Annotated in this window: 1 protein-coding gene; it reads right to left on the bottom strand. The window is 70.2% G+C overall.

The annotated features are described in order from the left end of the window. Nucleotides 1-38 precede the first annotated feature (38 nt). Nucleotides 39-1,247 carry an IS110 family transposase gene (locus ACFY9I_RS42420; protein ID WP_391012870.1) on the bottom strand — a complete coding sequence of 403 codons (1,209 nt, stop codon included), beginning with the start codon at nucleotides 1,245-1,247 and terminating at the stop codon, nucleotides 39-41. Between the last annotated feature and the right edge of the window lie 263 nt (nucleotides 1,248-1,510).

Raw genomic sequence — 1,510 nt, 5'->3', positions numbered from 1 at the left:
GGGGGGTGCCTCTATGTCCTTCGTCAAGGCCCGGCTGGTCATGCGGTGGCTGCTTCGGGGAGCCGTGATTCGTAGAAGGTGCCGTCGCGGAGCATGGCGTACAGGACGCTGATGCGCTGCCGGGCGAGGCGGAGGAGGGCCTGGGTGTGGGTCTTTCCGCGGGCCCGGCAGCGGTCGTAGTAGCCGCGGGAGGCGGGGTCGTGCAGGGCGGCGAACGCGGAGAGGAACATCGCGCGTTTGAGCTGCCGGTTGCCGCCTCTGGGCGCGTGTTCGCCGTGGATGGAAGTGCCCGACTGCTTCGTGGTCGGGGCGAGGCCGGCGTAGGAGGCGAGGTGGGCGGCGGTGGGGAAGCTGGTGCCGTCGCCGACGGTGACCAGGAGAACTGCGGCGGTCCTGACGCCGACGCCGGGCAGCGACGTCAGGACCTGGGAAAGAGGGTGGGCCCCCAGCAGCTCGTTGATCTGGGCTTCCAGGGCCCGGCGTTGTTCGTGGACGGCCGCGAGCGAGCGGGCCAGGGACGGGATCACGATGTCGAGGGTGCCAGTGCCCGGAACGACGACGCTCTGTTCGTCGAGCGCGTCGAAGACGTCGTCGATCAGCCGGGTGGCCATGCGTGGGGCCTTCGGGCGGATCAGTTCGACGAGTCTGCGGCGGCCGGCTTTGCGCAGGGCGGCCGGGGATCCGTGACGCTCCAGCAGCCAGGTGACAGCTTGGTGATCGAGGCGGGGGCCCAGGACGCGTTCCAGGCTGGGGTGGAACTGGGTGAGCAGGCCGCGTATCCGGTTGGAGGTGCGGGTGGCCTCGGCGGCGAGGTCCTGGTCGAAGCCCACGAGCACGGTGAGCTCGGCGGTTATCTCGTCGGTCAGTTCCAGCGAGCGCAGGGTGTGCGGCATCGCCCGTGCGGCGTCCGCGATCACCGCGGCGTCTCTGGCGTCGGTCTTGGCCTCGCCCGGGTAGAGGTCGGCGATCCGCCGCATCGCGAGTCCGGGCAGGTAGGCGACCTGGCAGCCCGCATCGCGGGCGACGGTCAGGGGCAGGGCGCCGATGGAGGCGGGCTGGTCCACGATCACCAGGACGGTGCCGAACTTCGCGGCCAGTTTTTCGAAGACGGCCCGCAGTTTTGGCTCGCTGTTGGGCAGGGGCTTGTCGAAGACCTTCTTCCCGGCGGGGGTCAGCCCGTGGCCGTGATGCGTGCTCTTGCCGACGTCCAGGCCGAGGAAGACCCCCACGCCGCTGATGTCGATCACCGTGCCCCCACTCGCTCGATACCGGTGCTGACCTGGGCGTCGGGGCCGTTCTCGCGCATCCACGTTATGCAGACCTGCCGCCCGCGAACGGCCGGGCATTGCGCCCGGCCAGGCGGCGGTCGGACCTCTCATCAGCGTCTCCGACGGCACCCCTCAGGCCCGGTGACACCACCCCCCAGGTCATGCGTTCGACAGGGGGCAAAAGTCATGCCGGGCCCGGAGGCCAGCGGCCCTCTTGCAGGACCGCAAAAAACATAACGGGG

Origin of the sequence: Streptomyces sp. NPDC012510, from assembly GCF_042955065.1 — a bacterium.
Classification (GTDB): Bacteria; Actinomycetota; Actinomycetes; order Streptomycetales; family Streptomycetaceae; genus Streptomyces.
Note: the sequence above shows the minus strand (reverse complement) of the source record. Positions and strands in the feature narration are given on the sequence as shown.